Annotated in this window: 17 protein-coding genes; 6 read left to right on the top strand and 11 right to left on the bottom strand. The window is 69.2% G+C overall.

Annotated elements, in window-relative coordinates; translation table 11 throughout:
* Positions 1 to 20: 20 nt before the first annotated feature.
* Complete coding sequence (locus tag AC3EO7_RS32415; RefSeq protein ID WP_435593278.1) at positions 21 to 1,385, bottom strand: DUF2252 domain-containing protein; 1,365 nt, start codon at positions 1,383 to 1,385, stop codon at positions 21 to 23.
* Between the two features lie 490 nt (positions 1,386 to 1,875).
* Between AC3EO7_RS32415 and AC3EO7_RS32410 the strand changes: the two genes are divergently transcribed.
* Positions 1,876 to 2,181, top strand: a complete 306-nt coding sequence (locus tag AC3EO7_RS32410) for a hypothetical protein (protein WP_431972043.1) — start codon at positions 1,876 to 1,878, stop codon at positions 2,179 to 2,181.
* A gap of 67 nt (positions 2,182 to 2,248) precedes the next feature.
* On the opposite strand, the gene ilvC is transcribed toward AC3EO7_RS32410, so the two are convergent.
* The 3 genes from ilvC to AC3EO7_RS32395 form a co-directional block, all read right to left on the bottom strand.
* A complete protein-coding gene (ilvC, locus tag AC3EO7_RS32405) occupies positions 2,249 to 3,250 on the bottom strand; it encodes a ketol-acid reductoisomerase (protein WP_431972105.1) in 1,002 nt (333 codons plus the stop codon).
* Positions 3,251 to 3,320: 70 nt separating this feature from the next.
* Positions 3,321 to 3,824 carry an acetolactate synthase small subunit gene (gene ilvN / locus AC3EO7_RS32400; RefSeq protein ID WP_067832673.1) on the bottom strand — a complete coding sequence of 168 codons (504 nt, stop codon included), beginning with the start codon at positions 3,822 to 3,824 and terminating at the stop codon, positions 3,321 to 3,323.
* A 73-nt stretch (positions 3,825 to 3,897) separates the two neighbouring features.
* Positions 3,898 to 5,832, bottom strand: coding sequence for an acetolactate synthase large subunit (locus AC3EO7_RS32395; RefSeq protein WP_431972044.1), 1,935 nt, complete (start codon positions 5,830 to 5,832; stop codon positions 3,898 to 3,900).
* 428 nt (positions 5,833 to 6,260) lie between these two features.
* Between AC3EO7_RS32395 and AC3EO7_RS32390 the strand changes: the two genes are divergently transcribed.
* From AC3EO7_RS32390 to AC3EO7_RS32380, 3 genes are all read left to right on the top strand, one after another.
* On the top strand, positions 6,261 to 6,728 hold the full coding sequence (locus AC3EO7_RS32390; RefSeq protein WP_431972045.1) for a PH domain-containing protein: 468 nt from the start codon (positions 6,261 to 6,263) through the stop codon (positions 6,726 to 6,728).
* A 379-nt stretch (positions 6,729 to 7,107) separates the two neighbouring features.
* On the top strand, positions 7,108 to 8,949 hold the full coding sequence (gene ilvD / locus AC3EO7_RS32385) for a dihydroxy-acid dehydratase (protein ID WP_431972046.1): 1,842 nt from the start codon (positions 7,108 to 7,110) through the stop codon (positions 8,947 to 8,949).
* Positions 8,950 to 9,158: 209 nt separating this feature from the next.
* Positions 9,159 to 10,046, top strand: coding sequence for a hypothetical protein (locus tag AC3EO7_RS32380; protein ID WP_435593277.1), 888 nt, complete (start codon positions 9,159 to 9,161; stop codon positions 10,044 to 10,046).
* A gap of 136 nt (positions 10,047 to 10,182) precedes the next feature.
* On the opposite strand, the gene AC3EO7_RS32375 is transcribed toward AC3EO7_RS32380, so the two are convergent.
* The gene (locus tag AC3EO7_RS32375; RefSeq protein WP_431972048.1) at positions 10,183 to 11,022 is read right to left on the bottom strand and encodes a DoxX family protein; all 840 of its coding nucleotides are present in this window, start codon (positions 11,020 to 11,022) and stop codon (positions 10,183 to 10,185) included.
* 255 nt (positions 11,023 to 11,277) lie between these two features.
* Between AC3EO7_RS32375 and AC3EO7_RS32370 the strand changes: the two genes are divergently transcribed.
* Both AC3EO7_RS32370 and AC3EO7_RS32365 read left to right on the top strand, forming a co-directional pair.
* The gene (locus AC3EO7_RS32370) at positions 11,278 to 12,378 is read left to right on the top strand and encodes a PQQ-dependent sugar dehydrogenase (RefSeq protein WP_431972049.1); all 1,101 of its coding nucleotides are present in this window, start codon (positions 11,278 to 11,280) and stop codon (positions 12,376 to 12,378) included.
* A 104-nt stretch (positions 12,379 to 12,482) separates the two neighbouring features.
* Positions 12,483 to 12,887, top strand: a complete 405-nt coding sequence (locus tag AC3EO7_RS32365; RefSeq protein WP_435593276.1) for a DUF4259 domain-containing protein — start codon at positions 12,483 to 12,485, stop codon at positions 12,885 to 12,887.
* A 157-nt stretch (positions 12,888 to 13,044) separates the two neighbouring features.
* Here the strand turns inward: AC3EO7_RS32365 and gatB are convergent, their stop codons facing one another.
* From gatB to AC3EO7_RS32335, 6 genes are all read right to left on the bottom strand, one after another.
* A complete protein-coding gene (gatB, locus tag AC3EO7_RS32360; RefSeq protein WP_431972052.1) occupies positions 13,045 to 14,550 on the bottom strand; it encodes an Asp-tRNA(Asn)/Glu-tRNA(Gln) amidotransferase subunit GatB in 1,506 nt (501 codons plus the stop codon).
* Positions 14,551 to 14,615: 65 nt separating this feature from the next.
* On the bottom strand, positions 14,616 to 15,995 hold the full coding sequence (locus AC3EO7_RS32355; RefSeq protein ID WP_431972053.1) for an alpha/beta hydrolase family protein: 1,380 nt from the start codon (positions 15,993 to 15,995) through the stop codon (positions 14,616 to 14,618).
* 103 nt (positions 15,996 to 16,098) lie between these two features.
* A complete protein-coding gene (locus tag AC3EO7_RS32350; RefSeq protein WP_431972054.1) occupies positions 16,099 to 16,527 on the bottom strand; it encodes a hypothetical protein in 429 nt (142 codons plus the stop codon).
* A 33-nt stretch (positions 16,528 to 16,560) separates the two neighbouring features.
* On the bottom strand, positions 16,561 to 17,595 hold the full coding sequence (locus AC3EO7_RS32345; RefSeq protein WP_435593275.1) for an ATP-dependent 6-phosphofructokinase: 1,035 nt from the start codon (positions 17,593 to 17,595) through the stop codon (positions 16,561 to 16,563).
* A 149-nt stretch (positions 17,596 to 17,744) separates the two neighbouring features.
* Positions 17,745 to 18,626 (bottom strand): serine hydrolase, encoded by an 882-nt coding sequence (locus AC3EO7_RS32340; protein WP_435593274.1) that lies wholly within the window; start codon positions 18,624 to 18,626, stop codon positions 17,745 to 17,747.
* Positions 18,627 to 19,190: 564 nt separating this feature from the next.
* Positions 19,191 to 19,709 carry a hypothetical protein gene (locus tag AC3EO7_RS32335; RefSeq protein WP_435593273.1) on the bottom strand — a complete coding sequence of 173 codons (519 nt, stop codon included), beginning with the start codon at positions 19,707 to 19,709 and terminating at the stop codon, positions 19,191 to 19,193.
* Positions 19,710 to 19,907 lie beyond the last annotated feature (198 nt).

Raw genomic sequence — 19,907 nt, 5'->3', positions numbered from 1 at the left:
GCGACGGGCTCGGCCCGGTCTCACGCCTCCGGTTCGGCGGCGACGACGCGCCCGGTCTCGATCGCCTCGAGCAGCGCCTGGTGATCGTCGAGGGTCTGGTCCGCATACGCGAGGGCGAACGCCGCCATCGCGCGATCGAACGCATCACCGGTCCCGAGATACGCGGCGATGGCGACGCGATCGCCAGAGCGGGCGTGGGCACGCGCCAGGCTGTATCCGCACAGCGTGGCGTACTCGGTCAGCGCCGCGAAGGGCATGTCCTCGATCACCGCGGAGCCCTTCATGTCTCGCAGCTGACGCCAGTAGTAGTGGCGACCCTCCGGCCCGGTGGCCCAGCCGAGGAAGATGTCGCTGGCGGCCTGCATGAGTCGCTGCCCGTGGACCACCCGGTGGCCTTGGTGCCGGAACTGACTCTTCGTCAGATGCGGGCTCAGCACCGACTCCTGGGCCTCTTTGACCTGGAGGAACAGCGGACCGGAGGTGTCGCGGTCGACGAGCAGGCCGATGAAGCATCTGGTGCCGACGCTGCCGACGCCTACCACCTTGCGGGCGACCTCGACCAACCGGTGCCGGTCCAGCAACACCCGGCGCTCCTCGGGCAGGCTGCGACGGTAAGCGGCGAATACCGACGAGACCGCCTCCTCTTCCGCCGGTTCGAGGGGCGTGAGCAACGGCGGACGGTGCCGGATCCGGACGCGACCGTCGGCGCCGGGCTCGGTGAGCTTCTCCAGCGCTTGCAGGCTGGTGCGGGCGCGCGCCGACGCCAGCGTCCGTTCGACGCCCTTGCGCCGCTTGGGATTGCGCACCACCGCCGCGACAGCGTCGGCGTTGACCTGCTGGTACCAGACCGTCATGCCGTCGAGCGCGGCGAACCGGAGCATCGCTTCGCGGTAGCCGCGGGCGGCGGCAAGCACGGCTTGCTCCGCGTCGACGTCGGGGCGGCCGTTGGCCCGCGCGGCGACCGCGATGCTGGCGGCCAAGCGCTTCACATCCCATTCGAACGGACCCGGCAAGGTCTCGTCGAAATCGTTCAGGTCGAACACCAGCGAGCGTTCCGGCGAGGCGAACAGGCCGAAGTTCGACAGGTGCGCGTCACCGCACAGTTGCACGGTCAACCCGGTGTTCGGGGACGCGGCCAGATCGGCGGCCATGATGGCGGGCGCGCCGCGCAGGAACGGGAACGGCGCGGCGGCCATCCGCGCATAGCGAATGGGAACGAGCTCGGGGACACGGGTGGCAGCCTGGCGCTCCAGCGTGGTAACCGGATCGATGCGGTCGGCCGCAGATTGCCAGGCGCCGAGCGCGGAACGCGAGATCCGTTTGCGCGCCGCGCGTCCGAGCTCGGCGGCGGCCGAATCGGGTGACACCACAGACAGGGTTGTCATTTGCCCAGTCTGGCGCGTTGCGACCGCCGTGGCAAGGCTCGAGAGGCATCGTGGCGAGTCGGAACCGATTCGCGGGGAACCTTACACGCCGGGTCCATTGCCAGATAGTTGCTATTCGCGGGGTACAGGCACTGAGACGAGGTGAGCGCTCCGAACGCACGGGACGACGCGGCCGGTCGGCGGATACGTCTGCGGCGCAACGAGTACGCCAGGGCGGTCCGGTACAACCCCGGCGTCACACTCAGGGGATCCCCCCATCGGGGTAGTACTTCGGACTGAAAGTCTTCTCGAATGCCGATCTCCCAGTGACGTTTCGGCCCGAGTGGTGCAGAGTGTAGGCGTGCGGTCGCCCGCACGGCGGTATGTCCAGGGGGTCGCATTCCGGCGACGACGACGGCACGTCATGTCCCGACCCGTTCGCCCAGCTCAGGCGGACGTATCTCCGCGAGGGGATGGCGAACGAGCAGTTCGCCGCAGCGTGAAAGGATTGATGTTGTCCACCACAAGCAAGTCCGCGACCGGACGGATGCTGGCCCGCGTGGCCGTCGCAGGCGCGGTCGCCGCAATACCTTTGGCCGCCTTGGCCGTACCCGCAACGGCCGAGCCGGGCGCCCCCACCCTCACCGAGGTCCGCCACCACCCCAAGGATTGCCACGGGGACTGGGGCTGGGATCTCTGGGACAACGACTGGAACCGGTGGAACCAGTGGGATCGTTGCGACGGCTGGCACGACAACGGCTGGCACGGCAACGGTCACTGGGGCTGGCCGCGCGGCGTCTTCTTCGGCAGCAGCTAGACGCACAGCACCTGATAACAGAACGGCCCGGCACCTCGAGGTGCCGGGCCGTTCTGTGCCGCAACGATTACGCGGTCTCGGTGATCGGCCGGTCGACCCAGCTCATCAGGCCGCGCAGCTTGGCGCCGGTGACCTCGATGGGGTGCTCGGCGTTCTTCTTGCGCAGACCCTCGAGCTCCTTGTTGCCGCCCTCGACGTTGGCGACCAGGCGCTTGACGAAGGTGCCGTCCTGGATGTCCTTGAGGATCGCCTTCATCCGCTCCTTGGTGTCGGCGTCGATGACGCGCGGACCCGACAGGTAGCCACCGAACTCGGCGGTGTCGGAGACGGAGTAGTTCATCCGCGCGATGCCGCCCTCGTACATCAGGTCGACGATCAGCTTCAGCTCGTGCAGCACCTCGAAGTAGGCCATCTCCGGCGCGTAACCGGCCTCGACCATGACCTCGAAACCGGTCTTCACCAGCTCCTCGGTACCACCGCACAGCACGGCCTGCTCACCGAACAGGTCGGTCTCGGTCTCTTCCTTGAAGGTGGTCTTGATGACGCCGGCGCGGGTGCCGCCGATGCCCTTGGCGTAGGACAGCGCCAGCGCCTGGCCCTCGCCCTTCGGGTCCTGGTCGATGGCGATCAGGGCGGGAACACCCTTGCCGTCGACGAACTGGCGACGCACCAGGTGGCCGGGGCCCTTCGGCGCGACCATGCCGATGGTCACCTCCGCCGGGGGCTTGATCAGGCCGAAGTGGATGTTCAGGCCGTGGCCGAAGAACAGCGCGTCGCCGTCCTTCAGGTTCGGCTCGATATCGTTGGTGAAGATGGACGCCTGCGCGGTGTCGGGCGCCAGCACCATGATCACGTCGGCCCACTCCGAAACCTCGGCCGGGGTACCGACGGTCAGGCCGGCTTCCTCGGCCTTCGGGCGCGACTTCGAACCCTCAGCGAGACCGACGCGGACGTCCACGCCGGAGTCGCGCAGGCTCAGCGAGTGCGCGTGGCCCTGGCTGCCGTAGCCGATGACAGCGACCTTGCGGCCCTGGATGATCGACAGGTCGGCGTCGTTGTCGTAGAACATCTCGACTGCCACTTGGTTGGTTCCCTTCTAGTGATTCTTGATAGGTCTGTTTGTCCAGCGCGTCGCGGTGCTAGCGCGTCGCGGTGATCGATTTCGGCCCGCGGCCGACAGCGACCACACCGGACTGCACGATCTCGCGGATACCGTACGGCTCGAGCATGCGCAGCAGCGCGTCCAGCTTCGACCGGGTTCCGGTCGCCTCGACGGTCAGCGCGTCGGGCGAGACGTCGATCACCTTGGCGCGGAACAACTGCACCGCCTCGATCACCTGGGTGCGCACGCTGGCGTCGGCGCGCACCTTCACCAGGATCAGCTCGCGCGCCACCGAGGCGTCGGCGTCCTGCTCGACGATCTTGATGACGTTCACCAGCTTGTTGAGCTGCTTGGTGACCTGCTCGAGCGGCAGGTCCTCGACCGTCACGACGATCGTCATGCGCGAGATCTCGGGGATCTCGGTGCCGCCGACCGCGAGCGACTCGATGTTGAACCCGCGGCGCGAGAACAGGCTCGCCACCCGCGCCAACACGCCCGGCTTGTCCTCGACGAGGACGCTCAGGGTGTGGGTGCTACTCATGCCTGCCCCTCGCTGACGCTCGGTGCCGGCATGCGTAGCGCACGCTGGCACATGATTCGTTCGCTGCGCTCACTCACGCCTCGGTCCCCTTGTTCTTCTCGTGCGACATCGCCTCGTGGATGACGGCGGGCTCGGCGGCCTGCTCGTCCTCGTCGAACAGCGGCCGGATGCCGCGCGCGGCCATGATCTCGTCGTTGCTGGTGCCCGCGGCGACCATCGGCCACACCTGCGCGTCCTTGCCGACGATGAAATCGATCACCACCGGACGGTCGTTGATGGACTGCGCCTCACGGATCGCGGCCTCGACGTCCTCTTCCTTCTCCACGCGAATGCCGTGGCAGCCCAGCGCCTCGGCCAGCTTGACGAAGTCGGGGATGCGCAGGGTGTGCGTGCCGAGGTCGGTGTTGGAGTAGCGCTCTTCGTAGAAGAGGGTCTGCCACTGCCGGACCATGCCCAGGTTGCCGTTGTTGATCAGCGCGACCTTGATCGGCACGCCCTCGACGGCGCAGGTGGCCAGCTCCTGATTGGTCATCTGGAAGCAGCCGTCGCCGTCGACCGCCCACACTTCCTTGTCCGGCGCGCCCATCTTGGCGCCCATGGCGGCCGGGACGGCGTAGCCCATGGTGCCGAGACCACCGGAGTTCAGCCAGGTGCGCGGCTTCTCGTACTTGATGAACTGAGCGGCCCACATCTGGTGCTGGCCGACGCCCGCGCAGTAGATCGCGTCCGGACCGGCCAGGCGGCCGAGCGCGTCGATGACGAACTCCGGCGACAGCGAGCCGTCCTTCGGCGGGGTCCAGCCGAGCGGGTACTGCTTGCGAATGCCGTCCAGGTAGGCCCACCACTCGGTGAGCTCGAGCAGCGGCGCCTCGCCCGCGGCCGGATCGGACTTCAGCGTCTCGATCAGCTCGGTGATGACCTCGCGGCAGTCGCCGACGATCGGGACGTCGGCGTGCCGGTTCTTGCCGATCTCGGCCGGGTCGATGTCGGCGTGGATCACCTTGGCGCCGGGCGCGAAGGAGTCCAGCTGGCCGGTGACGCGGTCGTCGAAGCGGGCGCCGAGGGTGATCAGCAGGTCGGACCTCTGCAGCGCCGCGACCGCGCCGACGGTGCCGTGCATGCCGGGCATGCCCATGTTCAGCTGGTGGCTGTCCGGGAACGCGCCGCGCGCCATCAGGGTGGTGACCACCGGGATGCCGGTCAGCTCGGCGAGCTCCAGCAGTTCGGCCGAGGCGTCGGCCTTGATCACGCCGCCGCCCACGTACAGCACGGGGGCCTTGGACTCGAGGATCATCCGCGCGGCCTCACGCACCTGCTTGCCGTGCGGTTTGGTGACCGGACGGTAGCCGGGCAGCCGCATCTCCGGCGGCCAGCTGAAGGTGGTCTGCGCCTGCAGCACGTCCTTCGGGATGTCGACGAGCACGGCGCCCGGCCTGCCCGAGGCGGCCAGGTAGAAAGCCTCGGCGATCATGCGCGGGATGTCGACGCCGTCGGTGATCAGGAAGTTGTGCTTGGTGATCGGCATGGTGATGCCGGAGATGTCGGCTTCCTGGAAGGCGTCGGTGCCGATCAGGCTGCGGCCGACCTGGCCGGTGATCGCGACGATCGGCACCGAGTCCATCTGGGCGTCGGCGATCGGCGTCACCAGGTTGGTCGCGCCGGGACCGGATGTGGCCATACACACACCGACCTTGCCGGTCGCTTGCGCGTAACCGGTGGCCGCGTGACCCGCGCCCTGCTCGTGGCGCACCAGCACGTGGCGGACCTTGGTGGAGTCGAAGAGCGGGTCGTACACCGGGAGAATCGCGCCGCCGGGAATGCCGAATACGGTGTCGACGCCGAGCTCCTCGAGCGAGCGGACGACGGACTGCGCGCCGGTGACCCGCTCGGGCGGGACCTGGCGGCGGTTCGCCGCGGTCGTCGAGTTGCCAGCGGGCGATGCCTGCTGAGTAGCCGAAGGCGCTGACCTGCGGGCCGAGGGCCCGGGCCGTGCGGTTGGTGCGCTCACCGTCTTCGTTTCCTAACTTGTCGTTCTTGACCCCGGACAACACTGCTGTGCTTGACACGACCGGTCTTCGCGACCCGCCGCGCCGGAAAATGCCCGAACACAAAAAAGCCCCCGACCAGCGCTAGCTGTTCGAGGGTGGCGCGTCGCAACGCGAGCTGACGTATTCGACCTAGGTAGTCAGGCTCAACGCTGGACGCGCCGGCCGAGTACGAGCAACTCGTTTCGATTCACGCGCACGACGTTAAGCGGGCGTGAAGCGATGAGTCAAACAGATGACCCAGTGCATCCCATTATGTGGGACTCCAGTGGTTGCTTGTGTCCGATTACCAGGATGCGAGGATGGTGGTGTGTCATCACCGCATCAGTCCGTGCCACCGGCTAAATCGTCCCATACCTCCGACTCGGGATCGGATACGGGTCGACCGGAGGTGAAGGTCATCCGCATCCAGCCGCTCGCCTACCTCGGCGTGGTCGTGCTCGCGCTGTGCGTGTTCCTGTTCTTCGTCGGGTGGCCCGCGGGCCTGTGGTGGTTGCTGCTGCTTCCCGTGGTGGTGGCCGCCTGGGTGGCGCGCACCCGGACCGTCGTGTCCGACTCCGGACTCGACCTGCGCAGCCTCGTGGGATCGCGGCACCTCGACTGGGAGCAGATCAAGGGCGTGAGCATTCCCAAGCGCGGGTTCGTACGCGCGCACCTGACCGACGATTCGGAGGTGAAGCTGCCCGCGGTGAGTTACGACCAGCTGCGCACGCTGATCACCGCGTCGAAGGGGCGGCTGCCCGATCTGTTCGGCGCGGCCGCCGCTGCCGAGGCCGAGCGGGACGCCGAGGAGCGCGCGAGCGAGAAGCCGACCGGCCAGGACGCTCCGGAGACGGACAGCAAGTCGGAAGACGACTAGCGCCCGCGACACGACACGCGCCCCGCTCGCTCGCGCGGGACGAAACCCGATCGCGCACTCGGGTCTTCGCCGCGACGGAATATCGACTGGACGCGCGGCGCTAGTCTTGGCGTAGCCGCGCCGACGACGGACACCCGCCGCGCGGCTGGACGGTTCGAGTACCGACACACACTCGACGACACCGTCCGCGCCGACGACCACCACCCGCGGCGACCACGCGACGCGCACCACCGCCGCGGCGGATCGACTACCGCGACCGGCGAAATCGGCCCGCCACCCCCGGGAGTACCGTGGAACAGCCGCCGAGCGAGTTCCGCGCACGCCGAGCGAACTCCGCGCAGTCGCACCACAGCCCCCGCGACCCCCTCGAGGACCATCCATGCCACCGCTTCGTTCACGCACCACCACCGCCGGACGCAACGCCGCAGGCGCACGCGCGCTCTGGCGGGCCACCGGCCTCACCGATTCCGACTTCGGCAAGCCGATCGTCGCCATCGCGAACTCCTACACCCAGTTCGTGCCCGGCCACGTGCATCTGAAGGACGTCGGCGAGATCGTGGCCGAGGCGGTCCGCGCCGCGGGCGGCGTGCCGCGCGAATTCCACACCATCGCCGTGGACGACGGCATCGCGATGGGCCACGGCGGCATGCTCTACTCGCTGCCCTCCCGCGAGATCATCGCCGACTCTGTGGAATACATGGCCAACGCGCACACCGCCGACGCCCTGGTGTGCATCTCCAACTGCGACAAGATCACTCCCGGCATGCTGAACGCCGCCATGCGGCTCAACATCCCGGCCGTGTTCGTCTCCGGCGGTCCGATGGAGGCCGGTAAGGCCGTCGTGGTCGGCGGCGTCGCCCAGGCTCCGACGGACCTGATCACCGCGATCTCGGCCAGCGCCAACAGCAATGTCACCGAGGAAGGGCTGGACGAGGTCGAGCGCAGCGCCTGTCCGACCTGCGGCTCCTGCTCGGGCATGTTCACCGCCAACTCGATGAACTGCCTCACCGAGGCGCTGGGTCTCGCGCTGCCCGGCAACGGATCCACGCTCGCCACGCACGCCGCACGCCGCGCGCTGTTCGAGAGGGCGGGCCGGGTGATCGTCGACATCGCCAACCGCTGGTACCGCGAGGACGACGCCTCGGTGCTGCCGCGAAACGTGGCCAACGCGAAGGCGTTCCGCAACGCGATGGCGCTCGACGTGGCGATGGGCGGTTCCACCAACACGGTGCTGCACACCCTCGCCGCCGCCCAGGAGGGCGAGATCGATTTCGATCTGGGCACCATCGACGAGATCAGCCGCAAGGTGCCCTGCCTGTCGAAGGTCTCGCCGAACTCGGACTACCACATGGAGGACGTGCACCGGGCCGGCGGCATCCCCGCCATCCTCGGCGAGCTGCGCCGCGCCGGGCTGCTCGACTCCGACGTGACCACCGTGCACACCGCGAGCTTCGACGAGTGGCTCGACACCTGGGACATCCGCTCCGGCAAGGCATCCGACGAGGCCGTCGAATTGTTCCACGCCGCGCCCGGCGGAGTCCGCACTACCGAGCCGTTCTCCACGGAGAACCGGTGGTCCTCGCTGGACACCGACGCCGCGAACGGCTGCATCCGCGACAAGGAGCACGCCTACACCGTCGAGGGTGGTCTGGTCGTGCTGCGCGGCAACATCGCGCCGGACGGCGCGATCCTCAAGACCGCGGGCATCGACGAGGACCTGTTCTCCTTCCAGGGCCCTGCCGTCGTCGTGGAATCGCAGGAGGAGGCCGTGTCGGTCATCCTCGCCAAGCAGATCAAGCCGGGCGACGTGATCGTCGTGCGCTACGAAGGCCCTTCGGGCGGCCCGGGCATGCAGGAAATGCTGCACCCCACCGCGTTCCTGAAGGGCTCGGGCCTCGGCAAGCAGTGCGCGCTGATCACCGACGGCCGCTTCTCCGGAGGCACCTCGGGTCTGTCGATCGGCCACATCTCCCCCGAGGCGGCCAGCGGCGGCGTGATCGGACTCGTCGAGAACGGCGACCAGATCCGCATCGACGTCGCCACCCGCACCCTCGAGGTGCTGGTCGACGACGCCGTCCTCGCCGAGCGTCGCGCCAAGATGGAAGCCTCCGAGCGCCCCTGGCAGCCCGCCGACCGCGACCGCCCCGTCACCACCGCCCTGCGCGCCTACGCCGCCCTGGCCACCTCGGCCGACAAGGGCGCCGTCCGCCGCGTGCCCTGATCGCCCGCATGCGTAGAGGCCCCGGCACTCGCCCGGGGCCTCTACGCTGCGCGGTTCGCGGACGGGATCCGCGAAAAGGGTTGCCGCCGTGCGACTCAGCGCTGCTCACTGATCTCGACACGCGAGCGAATCGCTCGACACGCGGGTATCGAGTGCGGTTCCGGTGGATTGCCGAACACACTTTCGATCGGTGCCCTACTGTGGCCGCCATGGTCGGTTCCCCGCACGAAGCGATGCACCGGATCTTCCAGCACGACCCAGGCGTTTTCACGCGCGCCGTCCGGGCCCTCGGACTACCGTTCCTCGACCCTCTCGAGGTCGCGCTGCTACCCACCGATCTGACCGAGACCCGCCCGGTGGAACGCCGGGTCGACACTCTGCTGCGGATACGCACGGTCGACGGGGCGTTCCTGTTGTTGGTCGAAGCACAGGGAAAGATCGACCACGCCAAACCCGCAGCCTGGGCCTACTACCTGTCGCATCTGCACGCCAAATACCGGCTCCCGCCGGTGCTGCTGATCGTGTGCCAAGATCAGCAGACGGCCCACTGGGCGCGCAGGCCGCCTGCGATCGGCATGCCGTTCCGGCGCAGTCTCATCCTCGCCCCCATCGTCCTCGGTCCGCACAACGTTCCCGCCGTGACCGACCCAGCTACCGCGGCGGCCGACATCCCGCTGGCCGCGTTGTCCGCTGTCACCCACGCCAACGAGCCCGATATCAATGCCATACTGAAGGCGCTGGCTGCCGCGCTGCACGGATTCGACGAAGATCAGTCCATCTTCGCCGAACTCACCGAAATGGGGCTCGGGACCAGCCCGGCCGCCAAAACCTGGAGGAAGCTGATGTCTTTGGATCTGACGTTCTTCCGCTCGGAGAGCTCGCAGCGCCTGCGTGCCGAAGGGCACGCCGAAGGGCACGCCGAAGGGCACGCCGAGGGTGTCTGCGGAAGCATCTTGCGTGTGCTCGAGCGCCGCGGTGTCGAGGTTCCGGCCGAGGCCCACGACCGGATCAATGCGTGCACCGATCAGGACACGCTGCACGCCTGGCTGGATCGGTCGCTGGTCGTCACCGACGTGCAAGACCTGTTTCACGACTGATCCTGGGAACGCGGAGCAGCGAACGTCCATAGTCCTGTCCTGACCGGGCTCGTCAGCAGGGGCGCGTCTGACCCGAACGAAGGAAAGGCCCCGGCTACCGGGGCCTTTCGCGTGTCCGCGTCTTCTCGGGCCGGTGTCAGTCGAAGGGGCCGATGCCGGTGAGGGGGTTGCCGCCGTGCAGGTACCAGTAGGTGCCTGCGGCGGCGGTGAGGGCGGCTGTCAGGGCGGCGAAGGAGCCGTAGGAGGGGCGGGTGGACCAGCCGCGGCCGCGGTCGAGGGACCAGCGGCCGGGGCCGGTGAGGATGATGACGGCGGCCGTGCCCGCGAGGATGGTCTCTAGTTCGACGCCGGTGGGGACCGAGCCCTTGTACTGGAAGCCGGGGATCATGCCCTGCTTCCACGCCCAGGCGTCGAGGATCACGGCGAGCACCGCGCCCGCGGCGAGCGGGGTGGCCAGGCCGAGGATCAGCAGTGCGCCGCCGCCGATCTCGCCCATGACGAGCAGGATCGTGGCGACGATCGAGTGGTCCCAACCGCCCTCGGCGATCATGTCGCGGGTGCCGTCCAGGCCCGCGCCGTGGAACCAGCCGGTGGCCTTCTGCAGGCCGTGGTAGACGAAGGTGGCTCCGACCATGAGCCGCAGCAGGAACAGGCCGAAATCGAGGGTGCCGCGCCGGTTTTCGGCCGCGCGGCGGAGCGCCGCCTTGCTCGGCTCACCTGGCGGGTTGGCCGCGGGCGGGATGCTGGCGTAGGAGTACGCGGACTCGCCGGATTCGGCCTGCTCGACACTCGGCACGTCGGGGTCGAGGCCGAGTTCGTCGTCGGTGCGTGGCACGTCGGCCGGGCGCGGCTTGGACATGTTCACCACGGGAAGCTGCTGGGTCGGCGAATCGAACGGGCTCGTGACCGTAGTCCCCGTGGCGGGCTGTTCTCCCGTGACAGGGGCGGTGGGAGTCTGTTTCGGCTTGTCGGTCACGGCCGGGCCTCGCTGCCCCTCGGCGCCGTGTTCGGTGAAAGCGCGGTGCCGATGCTTCGCTCGCTCATGCCTGCGCCTCGCTGACGCTCGGCTCCGGCGTGCGCGCAGCGCGCTGGCACACGATTCGCTCACTGCGTTCGCTCATGGGTGTACACCCTATGTCGCCCAGCGCGACGGCGGGAGTCGACGTGTTGTGGCGTGTCAACACGCACCCGGGAGCGGCGCGGGCGACGGTATTTCCGTAACGTCTGGGGCATGAGGTTGGTTGTCGTGGGGCGTCTCGCCTGGAGTGTGGCGCTCGCATCCGCTCTGCTGGCGGGGTGCGCACGGTTCGACGATTCCGCGTCGAGCCCGTTCACCCCCGAGCCGACGTTCAGTCCCGCGGATCCCAAGCCGCCGAAGCAGTCGCCGCCGTCGACGACCCGGCCGAGCGGGCCATGCATCGACCCCGACCCGGCGGTGGTCGCGACCTGCCTGGACACCACCGCCGGGATGGTCGGCGTCGCCGAGGGCGCACTGGTCGCCGAGCGGCGCACCGGCCGCATCCTGAAGGTGATCGATCCGGATCAGCCGCCGATCGAGATCGCGCGCCTCGACGTGGACGGCTCGGCCGACGGCGGGCTCAGCGATATCGCGCTCTCGCCCACCTACCGCGAGGACGGTCTGCTCTACGCCTACATCACCACGGCCAGCGACAACCGCGTCGTCCGCATCGCGGAAGGCGGCTCGCCCAAGGACATTCTCACCGGAATCCCCAAGGGCGCCAGCGGTAATCACGGTGCGATCGAATGGGCGAGCCCGGACCAGCTGCTGGTGCTGACCGGCGACGCGGGCAATCCGGGACTGGCCTCGACCCCGTCCTCTTTGGCGGGCAAGCTGCTGCGGGTGAACTCCCCCGCGCCGGGCAATGCGGCGCCGTCGGTCGCGGTCTCCGGCATCGGCATCGCGGGCGATCTGTGCCGCGACGGCAAGGACAGCGTCTGGTTCACCGACCGCACCCCCGTCGAGGACCGGCTGCAACGGCTCGGTCCGGACGGCTCGGTCAGCATCGCCTGGACGTGGCCGGACCGGCCGGGCGTCGCGGGCTGCGCCGCTGCCGCCGACGGTGTGGCGGTCTCGCTGACCAACGCCAAGGCGCTGGCCATCGCGGCGGCCGACGAGAACACCCGCGCCGTGACCACGGCCCCCAGCCTGCTCGCCCAGGACCGCTACGGCCAGCTCGGCGGCGCGACCATCGGACCCGACGGCAACGTCTGGGTCGGCACCGTGAACAAGACCGACGGCCAACCCGGTCCCAACGACGACCGCGTCGTCCGCATCCCACCGCAGAGCGGGGGCGGCACCGGACCGGACTAGGCCGCGGCGCGCGGCACCGTGCACGTGCCGCGCTCCGGCCCGGCCGGGATTTGTCGGACCTCGACGCTAACCTCGCCCGCACATCGGTCGAGGGAAGGAAAACCGTGGGCGCTTGGGGCGAGGGACCGTTCGACAACGACGGATCACACGACGCGTTGGCCGGTCTGCGCCACCGCGACCAGGCGGCGGCGGAGGCGCACATCCGCGAGATCTGCGACGGCGTGCTGGGCGAGGAGTACGTGGAGGTCTACGAGGCGCAAGCCGCCATCGGTATCGCCGCGCTCCTCACCCATCTGGTCGCCGAGGACTGCGGCGACCCCGAAACCGCCCGCCTCGCAACCGATATCGCGGTGACCCCGACACGCGAACTGCGCGAGTCGATCGCGCGCTGCGTCCGTCGCATCCAGGACCCGGCCGACAACGAATGGTTCGACCTGTGGGACGAAACGAAAGACGGATTCGGCGAAACGATGGCGCGTTCCCTCGACCGCTACCGCGATGCCCTCTAGCGCTTCCGCACTCGAAATCGCTTGATCGGTAAGGGATCCCAGGCTGGTCCACGTGCAGCGGACCGCATCGAATACCCGCTGGGACGCCCTCGAGATCAGGGAGCGGTGACCAACGCGCCGCCCGCGACCGGAGTCACGGGCGGCGCGACAAGCACGATCAGGAGCAGGCGGCGAGGACGAGTTCGCGCACACGCGCGGCGTCGGCCTGTCCCCGGGTCGCCTTCATGACGTCACCGACGATCTTGCCCGCGGCCTGCACCTTGCCCGAGCGGATCTTCTCGGCGATGTCGGGGTTGGCGGCGAGGGCCTTCTCGACCTCGGACTGCAGGGCGCTGTCGTCGCTGACCATGCCGAGGCCCTTGGCCTCGACGATCGCGGCGGGCTCGCCCTCGCCCGCGAGGACGAAGTCGACGACCTGCTTGGCGACCTTGCTGTTGACGGTCTTGGCCTCGACCAGCTTGGTCACCTCGGCCACTTGCGCCGGGGTGATGGGCAGGTCCTCGAGCCCGACCTCGCGTTCCTTGGCCTTCTCGGTGAGGTAGTTGACCCACCAGGAGCGCGCCTCGTTGGCCGGGGCGCCCGCTTCGACGGTGGCGATGATGGCGTCCAACGCGCCCGCGTTCACCACGTCGCGCATGACCTCGTCCGACCAGCCCCAGTCGGCCTGGATCCTGGCCCGGCGCAGCCACGGGTACTCGGGGATGGTGCCGCGCAGCTGCTCGACCCATTCCGCGGCGGGCGCGACGGGTTCGAGGTCGGGCTCGGGGAAGTAGCGGTAGTCCTCCGCGGTCTCCTTGCGGCGGCCCGGCGAGGTGGTGCCGTCGGTCTCGTGGAAGTGGCGGGTCTCCTGCACGATGCTGCCGCCCTCGGCCAGCACGGCGGCCTGGCGGCGCATTTCGAAGCGCACCGCGACCTCGACGCTCTTGAGCGAGTTGACGTTCTTGGTCTCGGTGCGGGTGCCGAACTCGGTGGCGCCGATCGGCATCAGCGAGACGTTGGCGTCGCAGCGCAGCGAACCCTGCTCCATCTTGACGTCCGAAACGTCGAGCGCCTTCAGCAGATCCCGCAGCGCGGTGACGTAGGCGCGGGCCACCTCGGGCGCCCGCTCCCCGGCACCGGTGATCGGCTTGGTGACGATCTCGATGAGCGGCACGCCCGCCCGGTTGTAGTCGAGCAGCGAGTGGCTCGCGCCGTGGATGCGGCCGGTGGCGCCGCCGACGTGCACCGACTTACCGGTGTCCTCCTCCATGTGGGCGCGTTCGATCTCCACGCGGAAGATGCTGCCGTCGTCGAGCACCACGTCCAGGTGGCCGTTGGTGGCGATCGGCTCGTCGTACTGGCTGATCTGGTAGTTCTTCGGCTGGTCCGGGTAGAAGTAGTTCTTCCGCGCGAACCGGCCCCACGGGGTGATCGAGCAGTTCAGCGACAGACCGATGCGGATCGCCGATTCCACGGCCTGATGGTTCACGACCGGCAGCGAACCGGGCAGGCCGAGGCACACCGGGCACACCTGGGTGTTGGGCTGCGCGCCGAATTCGGTGGCGCAGCCACAGAACATCTTGGTCGCGGTGGACAGCTCGACGTGGACCTCCATGCCGAGCACCGGCTCGTACCGGGCGATGACGTCGGTGTAGTCCATCAGCTCGACGGTGGTTGTGCTCATGCCGATCAGTCTAGGTAAGAGTCCGGCCGGCACCGCGCCGACCTCCGCGGTTCGCGCCGGGTCGATCACTTCGCCGGGAACCGCTTGGCGAGCCAGTCCGTCACGTAGGTGAGGACCTGTGGATCGATGGTCGTCTCGATCGTCGTGTACTCGCTGGGCAGCCCGGTCTGGGTGGGCTGCATCAGGTGGTTGAGGCCCGGGAAGACGTGCACGGTGGCATCCGGGTCACCGGCCAGCAGGGTGCGGGCGGGCGGCTCGTTCTGGGTGGCGAGCACCTGGAGATCCTTGTCGCCGAAGAAGGCGAGCACCGGGATCCGCAGCGCGGACAGGGCGGGCGCTGGATCGTAGGCGATCAACGCGGCGAAGTACGGGGTGATCTCGGCGCCCACCTGGCTGTCCGGCAGACGCTGATCCTCGGGCAGCGCCGCGTTGTTGCGCTTGGCCAGCGCCTTGGCCCCTTCCAGGTCACCCTTCTTCAGCAGACCGACCATCTCGGTGGTGTCGCGCACCTGCTTGTCGATCTCTTCGGGGGACGCGCCGTTGGCGGCGAGCAGCGCCCTGGTCTGTTCGATCAGCACGTCGCCGCCGGGCACCGTCGGCCCCGCCATCAGGATCGCGAAGGCCACGCCGCTGTCGGGTTGCGCCGCCACCATCGGTGCGAGATAGCCGCCCTCGCTGTGGCCGAGCAGCCCGACGCGCGCCGGGTCGATGTCGGGCCGGGCACGCAGGAAGCGCACGCCGGCGGCGACGTCGCCGGACAGGTCGGTGTAGTTCGACTGGTCGAGGTTGCCGCTGGTGCCGCCGACGCCGCGGTCGTCGGTGCGCAACACCGCGTAGCCCGCGCGGGTGAGGGTGTCGGCCAGCAGCAGGAAGGGCTTGTGGTGCATCAGCTCTTCGTTGCGGTCCTGCGGGCCGCTGCCGGTGATCAGCAGCACCGCGGGAAACGGTCCCGGTCCTTCGGGTTCGGTGAGGGTGCCCGCGATGGTGATGCCGCCGCTGGGGTAGCTCACGTCCTCGGAGCGATAAGGGAACGGCGGTCTCGGTTCCTGCGGCCGGGCGAGCGGCGCGACGGCGCCGCGCTCCAAGGTCAGCGGGAACGTCTGCCCGAACTGCCTGAAATCACCGGTGATCCGGTCGGATCCGGCGTCGTAGCTGCCCTTGAACACCGGGTCGCCCGGAATGTCCGGGATGGTGAAGGCGACGCCGCCGCGGTCGGATCGCACGTCCTTCAGCGGCTCGTCCTGCACGCCCTGCACCGGGATGTCGATGGTGGCGGTACCGTCGCCCGCGAAGGTCACCCCGATGTCCAGTGGCTGACCGGGGATCTCGATCGCACCGTGCCAGTCCCCCGTGGTCGGTTCGGGCGGGTTGGATTCCTCGGTGCAACTCGTCACCAGCGCGGCGACGACGAACAGGACCAATGCGAGCACTCGACCGGTACGCATGCCAGCGACAGTACCGATGACGACGCCCGACCGGGATCAACCGCGAGTCGCACGCGCGTACGCCGCGGGAATGATCCGGCCGCCACGACATCCCGGAGGCGGGTCACTCCCCGCGCGCGTACCTGACCGCGGCGGCGACGGCCGCCATGTCCATGTCCGGGTCCGCGACCTCGCGGAACTCGAGCATCGCGTCTTCGGCGGTGGTGCGCCGCGCCGAGGCGATCAGCTCGCGCCGCGCGAAATCGCCGAGCGCGTATCCGGCGGCGTGCGCCCTCCTGCCGAGCACAGACAGCGTCTCGGCGGGCAGGTCGTAGGTCGTGACGAGCGCCGACGCGTCCGGGTCGATCGCAGGCGTGACGTCGCGCCCCTCCGACTCGAGGAACTCGACGACGGAGTCCTCCGGCGTGCGCATCCGTGCCCGCGCGACGAGCTCCGCGCGCAGGTAATCGGCGACGGGAAGTTCGGCGGCGCGGGCACGGCGGCGCAGCACGGCGGCGGTGTCGGCGGGCAGATCGTCGATGGCAAGACCCATGGCGGCCAGCGTAATTGCCGCCGGGGCTGGGTGTCAGCCGAAGAACGCCTCCGCTTCGCGGTAGCGGTCGGCAGGCACCCGCTTGAGCTGCTTGGTGGCCTCCGAGAGCGGCACAAGGTCGATGGAGGTGCCGTGCAGGGCGACCATCTGCCCGAACCGCCCGGCGTGCACCGCCTCGGCGGCGTGCAGGCCGAACCGGGTGGCGAGCACGCGGTCGTAGGGCGTCGGGCTGCCGCCGCGCTGAACGTGGCCGAGCACGGTCGTGCGCACCTCCTTGCCGATGCGGCGTTCGATCTCGACGCCGAGCTGCTGGGCGACACCGGTGAACCGCTCGTGCCCGAATTCGTCGATGCCGCCTTCGCGCAGCGCGAAGCCGGAGTCGGGCGCCGGATGCGAACCTTCCGCGACGACGCAGATGAAGTGCTTGTCGCCGCGCTGGAAGCGGCGCTTGACCATCGCGCAGACGTCGTCCACGTCGAACGGGACCTCGGGCACCAGCGTCAGGTGCGCGCCCGCGGCCATGCCGGAGTTGATCGCGATCCAGCCCGCGTGCCTGCCCATCACCTCCACCAGCATCACGCGCTGGTGCGATTCGGCGGTGGTGTGCAGGCGGTCGATCGCCTCGGTGGCGATGGAGAGGGCGGTGTCGTGGCCGAATGTGACATCGGTGCAGTCGATGTCGTTGTCGATGGTCTTGGGCACGCCGACCACCGGCACGCCCTCCTCGGACAGCCAGCTGGCGGCGGTGAGAGTGCCCTCGCCGCCGATCGGGATGAGTGCTTCGATGCCGTTGTCGTCGAGGGTCCGTTTGATCTGGCCGAGCCCGGCCCGCAACACGTCGGGATTGGTGCGAGCGGTGCCGAGCATGGTGCCGCCCTTGGTGAGCAGCCGGTCGGTGCGGTCGTCGTTGAGGATGTTGATCTTCCGGTCTTCCAATAGGCCGCGCCAGCCGTCCTGGAAGCCGACGATCGCGTCCCCGTACCGTCCGTTCGCGGTGCGAACGACGGCGCGGATCACCGCGTTCAGTCCTGGACAGTCCCCGCCTCCGGTCAAGACTCCGATGCGCATGGCCGCTATCTTCCACCGCTCGGCGATGTTCGGCAGCCCCGCCCCCGTGAACCCTGGGTAACGTCCCGCTCAGCGCGGCATTCGCCGCGCGAGTCGGGCGTACCTGCGCCTTTCGGCGGTGCTTCGACGGCTCTGGTTCGGCGCGGCGCTCAGGGCCGGCACTTGCCGCCGGACAGTTCGTCGAGGTGTTCGGAGATCAGCGTGGCCATCTTGTCCAGCGCGCTCATGCCTTCCGCGAACGAGCCCGAATCGGGTTGGGCGGCAAAGGCGACGGCGATCTTCCCGGTCGGGCCGTCGATGATGCCGAACTGACGCACCAGGTAGTCGCCTGAGGCGTCGGGTCCCCAGCCGCCCTTGAACTCCGCGCCGCGAAAGGCGCCGAGGCCCCAGCGGTGGTTCGGGACGATCTGGCCCATCAGGTCCATGACGGTCTCCGACTGCGGTAGGCAGGGCAGCCGCGAGGCGAAACGGGCCTGTCCGGACAACGACCATTCCGCCTGACCGAACGCCGAATGCTCGGCGCGGCTACGCGTCGCGGGCACAGCGGTCTTGCTGTCGCCGCCCTCGCGCAACACCGCCTCGACGGCCTTGGCCGCCTCTTGCGGACTGCCGAGGCCCTGCCACAGTGTGTCGGCCGCGGCGTTGTCGGAGGAGGTGATCGCGAGTGTCATGGCGTAGGTCGAGGCGTCGGGATCGCGGCGCTGCGCGGCGATGACCAGAGGCACCTTCATGGTCGACCAGGCGGGTCCGGTGGTCCAATCACCGAAGGTCAGGATCCGCTCACCACCCACCGGCATGGCCGCCATGCCGTAATGGCCGCGCAGCCCGGCGCGCAATTCCTGGAAGCCCGCCGCCAGCGTGCCCGGCAGCGTGAACTCCAGGTTCATCTGGTCGCTGCGCGCGGCGGCCTCGGTGATGGTCGTCGCCTCGGCGGAATCGCTGGAGCCGGTGCTGCACGAGGTCAGCATCGCCACGGCGAGCAGGCCCGCGCCCAGCGCCTTTCCGAAGCGCCCGCATCGATCAGTAGACATCTTTCGGTACATCCTCGTCGCGAACTCCCCCCGGTCTCGGTGTCAGTAGAGCGTGCCGACACCGTACTGGGGACGTCTGTCGATCACCCATTTCCGCCGGACGGCGGCCTATGCCGAACTGCCACGGCGGATTCCACGCGCCCTCTGGCCGCGGGTCGTCCGGCCGGCGCTCGGGGCGCGGACCAGCGAAGTTGTGGATCGGCCGGTTTCGGACACGCCGGACACGCCGGGCACGGCGCCCGGAACGCGGACGTGTACACGCGATCACGCGAGTACGCTCGTCGTCGCCGAACCGGGCGGGGACAACGGGAGAATCAGGAGGGGGCACCTTCACCTTCCAGCCAGGCTTCGCCGGGCGGTCGGAATCGGTACCGACACGCGCGTATTGCTGGCGGCCGATCCTACCCGGAACTCGCCCGTTGTGACCCCTTGAACCGCATGAGATTCCGCGACTCTGCCATGCAATTTCGACATCACCGCAGCGCAGAGCCTACGGCGGCGGCACTCCGAAAGTGCCGGCTCGCCATCCGACTGGACGGCTGGCCGCCAACGAAATTCGGGACGTCAGCGGTCGTAGGTCATCAGCACCGCCAACGACCCGACGATCTGCGCGCATCGCAACGGCGCGAGCTCCGGGGGAATCGTCACCGCGACTCCGCGCAGCACCTCCAGCGCCGTCGTGTGGCCGCCCCGCCGCTCCACCAACCGGGCGCCATGGACCGCCAGTTCCGCCATCTCCCGCCGATCCTCCAGGCACGCGGCGTCGGCGAGATCGAGAGCCGTTTGATATCGCCCGAGCTCCTCCTCGCTCGCCGCGGCGGCGAGATCGACGCCTGCCAGTTCGGACTCGAGCACGAGATCGGCGGGCTCGAGCGACGCGCCCGCGCGGTCGGGACGATCACCCGACGCAGCCCGCGGCCCGGCGTAGCCGAGCAGTGCGAGACAGGTCGCGAGGGCGAGGGCCGCCCCGAGGACGACCGTCCACACCTCCGACATCCGCTGCGGACCGTACGTGAGCCGCGTCGGAGATCGCCCCCGCGGGCTGCGGGACGTGGAGCGGACGATCGACGAGAGGGCGGGCATCGCGCCTCCTGCAGGGTCGCTGGCAGTTAACCAATCGATCGGTGTCGCGGTCGGCATCATTACGCCGCCCACCGCACCGAGTCCGCCGCCGATCGGCGCACTCTGGTCGCGGATTCCCATTAATACGCTTCCCACCTCGCGAAGCACGGAAAGCTACCAGTTCGTGACCTAGCAGGACACGCTGGTGGATTCGACGCA

The sequence above is a fragment of the Nocardia sp. bgisy118 genome (genome assembly GCF_057708605.1).
This window is presented reverse-complemented; position numbering and strand designations above follow the sequence as displayed.

Excerpts from the sequence above, each read along its gene's own strand:
- AC3EO7_RS32415 (WP_435593278.1), bottom strand. The coding sequence starts at position 1,385 with ATGACAACCCTGTCTGTGGTGTCACCCGATTCGGCCGCCGCCGAGCTC.
- AC3EO7_RS32410 (WP_431972043.1), top strand. The coding sequence starts at position 1,876 with ATGTTGTCCACCACAAGCAAGTCCGCGACCGGACGGATGCTGGCCCGC.
- ilvC (WP_431972105.1), bottom strand. The coding sequence starts at position 3,250 with ATGTTCTACGACAACGACGCCGACCTGTCGATCATCCAGGGCCGCAAG.
- ilvN (WP_067832673.1), bottom strand. The coding sequence starts at position 3,824 with ATGAGTAGCACCCACACCCTGAGCGTCCTCGTCGAGGACAAGCCGGGC.
- ilvD (WP_431972046.1), top strand. The coding sequence starts at position 7,108 with ATGCCACCGCTTCGTTCACGCACCACCACCGCCGGACGCAACGCCGCA.
- AC3EO7_RS32380 (WP_435593277.1), top strand. The coding sequence starts at position 9,159 with ATGGTCGGTTCCCCGCACGAAGCGATGCACCGGATCTTCCAGCACGAC.
- AC3EO7_RS32370 (WP_431972049.1), top strand. The coding sequence starts at position 11,278 with ATGAGGTTGGTTGTCGTGGGGCGTCTCGCCTGGAGTGTGGCGCTCGCA.
- gatB (WP_431972052.1), bottom strand. The coding sequence starts at position 14,550 with ATGAGCACAACCACCGTCGAGCTGATGGACTACACCGACGTCATCGCC.
- AC3EO7_RS32355 (WP_431972053.1), bottom strand. The coding sequence starts at position 15,995 with ATGCGTACCGGTCGAGTGCTCGCATTGGTCCTGTTCGTCGTCGCCGCG.
- AC3EO7_RS32350 (WP_431972054.1), bottom strand. The coding sequence starts at position 16,527 with ATGGGTCTTGCCATCGACGATCTGCCCGCCGACACCGCCGCCGTGCTG.
- AC3EO7_RS32345 (WP_435593275.1), bottom strand. The coding sequence starts at position 17,595 with ATGCGCATCGGAGTCTTGACCGGAGGCGGGGACTGTCCAGGACTGAAC.
- AC3EO7_RS32340 (WP_435593274.1), bottom strand. The coding sequence starts at position 18,626 with ATGTCTACTGATCGATGCGGGCGCTTCGGAAAGGCGCTGGGCGCGGGC.
- AC3EO7_RS32335 (WP_435593273.1), bottom strand. The coding sequence starts at position 19,709 with ATGCCCGCCCTCTCGTCGATCGTCCGCTCCACGTCCCGCAGCCCGCGG.